General features: G+C 66.0%; 2 protein-coding genes. One reads left to right on the top strand and one right to left on the bottom strand.

Annotated features, from left to right (window positions below; translation table 11 throughout):
- Positions 1–1123, bottom strand: a 1123-nt coding sequence (locus AB0O29_RS35120) for an amino acid permease (protein ID WP_365160283.1), incomplete at its 3' end; no start/stop codon positions are given.
- A gap of 317 nt (positions 1124–1440) precedes the next feature.
- On the opposite strand from AB0O29_RS35120, the gene AB0O29_RS35115 reads away from it, so the two are divergent.
- On the top strand, positions 1441–2190 hold the full coding sequence (locus tag AB0O29_RS35115) for a YqcI/YcgG family protein (protein WP_365160280.1): 750 nt from the start codon (positions 1441–1443) through the stop codon (positions 2188–2190).
- The last annotated feature ends 200 nt before the right edge of the window (positions 2191–2390 follow it).

Below are 2390 nucleotides of genomic sequence, written 5' to 3'. Positions count from 1 at the left end.
CTCCGCCGGTGGAGACGCTGGTGATGTAGGTGAAGGCGTGTTCCTGGTCGATCGCGTTGACGCCGACGCCCACCGCCATGACGAGCGCCGAGACGATCAGGGCCGTACGGGGAACACCGCGCGCGGTGAGCCGCGCCAGGGCCTTGGGGCCGTCGCCGTTGAGGGCCGCGGCCCGCAGCATGCGCGAAGTGGCGTACAGGCCGCCGGCGTTGCAGGAGGACAGGGCCGAGGTGAGCACCACGAAGTTGACGATGCCGGCCGCCGCGGGAATGCCGATCTTGACGAAGGCGGCGACGAACGGGCTGGTCCCGGGGCGGAACTCGGTCCAGCTGACGACGGACAGGATCACGAGGAGGGCGCCCAGGTAGAAGAGCGCGAAGCGGACCGGAAGGGTGTTGATGGCGCGCGGGACGTTCTTGTGCGGGTCCTTGGTCTCCCCGGCGGTCACGCCCACGAGTTCCACGCCCTGGTAGGCGAAGAGCACGATCTGCAGGGTCATGAGCGAGTCCCACACCCCGTTCGGCGCGACGCCGCCGTCGGCCCACAGCCGGGTGACGGAGGCGGTGTCGCCGGCGTCGCTGAACCCGAGGGTCAGCACGCCCACGCCGATCAGGATCATGCCCAGGATGGCGGTGACCTTGATCATGGCGAACCAGAACTCCAGTTCGCCGAAGATCTTCACCGTGATCAGGTTGGCGACGGTGAGCACGACCAGGGAGATCAGGGCCGTCTTCCACTGCTCGAAGCCCGGCGCCCAGTAGCGGACGAAGGTGCCGGCCGCGGTGATCTCGGCCATGCCGGTGGTGACCCACATGATCCAGTACGTCCACGCGGTGGCGTACCCCCAGAACGGGCCGAGGAACTCCCTCGCGTAGTCGGCGAAACTCCCGGTGGCGGGGCGGTACATCAGCAGTTCGCCCAGGGCCCGGACCACCATGAACAGGATGGCCCCGGCGACGGCGTACCAGAGGATCAGGCTCGGGCCCGCCCGGGAGATTCCGGTGCCCGCGCCGAGGAACAGCCCGGTCCCGATGGTCCCGCCGATGGCGATCATCTGGGCCTGCCGGGTGCCGAGCCCGCGGTGGTAGCCGCTTTCCGTCTCTTCGGGCTGCGGAGTGGTCATGCCGCTAAGTCCTTATCAAAAAAATCCATTGTTCCCCCGTGAATAAATCGGGCGGTGACCTCAAGGATGCTGCCAATGATCTTAAGCAGCCGTCAAGCGGCAATCATTTGCCGGTCGACCGGCAAATGATTGCCGGTTGGGCGTCCCCCGGCCGCCGACCTGGCCCGCAAAAAATACAGGTCGCTCGGAATCATCCGTTTCCAGCCACTCCGACCGGCCTTGACACCCCTTGAATGACGATGGCATCATCCACGGATTGTGAATTGAAGTGAGCTGCTACCCCGCCGGCCATTTGCCCGGGGAAGGGACACGTTCAGTTGAATGAATCAGGCGAGAACGCCGAATTAATCAGCCAGGAACAGATCGGCGACGATCTGAACGGATGGCATCGTGCCGCTTTCGAGGACATAGAGTCCCGCCTCACGGACCCCGGTTTCCCCTGCGTTTTCTCAAGGAACGCCTTCCGCAAGAAACTGGTGAGGTTCGTCTTCGTGGACGGCTCCCGGAAGGAGTCGATCCGGCACCTCGGAGCCGGCCTCCGGGCCTACGTCGAGCTGTCGAGGGACTGGGACGGCGCCCTTGACACCGCATACCCGCTGGTCGTCGTCTTCTCGGCGGAAGCCGTCACGGCCGACTCCGTCGAGCAGTACCACGCGTTCGGCTGGTGGGTCCTCCAGGAGCTGCACGCGATCGACCCCACGCCGTGGCCCGAAGGCGTCGACAAGGACCCGCAGTCCGAAGCGTGGTCCATGTGTTTCCATGGAATGCCGCTGTTCATCAACATGAGCAGCCCCGCCCACCAGGTGCGACGCAGCCGCAATCTCGGCCGTCACTTCGCCCTGGTGATCAATCCGCGCGAGCGGTTCGACGTTTTCGCGGGCGACACGCCCAGCGGCCGAAAAGTGCGCTCCAATATCCGCGGCCGCATCGCGCGCTACGACGGCACCCCGCATGCACAGCAGCTCGGTTCGTACGGAACCGGCGCCCTCGAATGGATGCAGTACGGCCTCGTGGAGGAGAACCGGGAGAGGGCGGACACCTGCCCCTTCACCTTCCGCGGAGCATAGGCCGGCGACCCGGCCGCAATTTTCCCGGTGCACCCCGCAGACGTGGTGCACCCTCACGAAAGCAGGATTTCAGCCGATGATTGATCTGATCGTCTCCCAGGGCCGGGTGGCCGACCGGGCGGCCTGGATGATCGAGGGCGCGGCACGCACCGCGCAGGCGCTGGAGGAGCGGTACGGGCTCAAGGGCCACTACGTCGGAC

Origin of the sequence: Streptomyces sp. NPDC089915 (assembly GCF_040684675.1) — a bacterium.
GTDB lineage: Bacteria > Actinomycetota > Actinomycetes > Streptomycetales > Streptomycetaceae > Streptomyces.
Note: the sequence above shows the minus strand (reverse complement) of the source record. Positions and strands in the feature narration are given on the sequence as shown.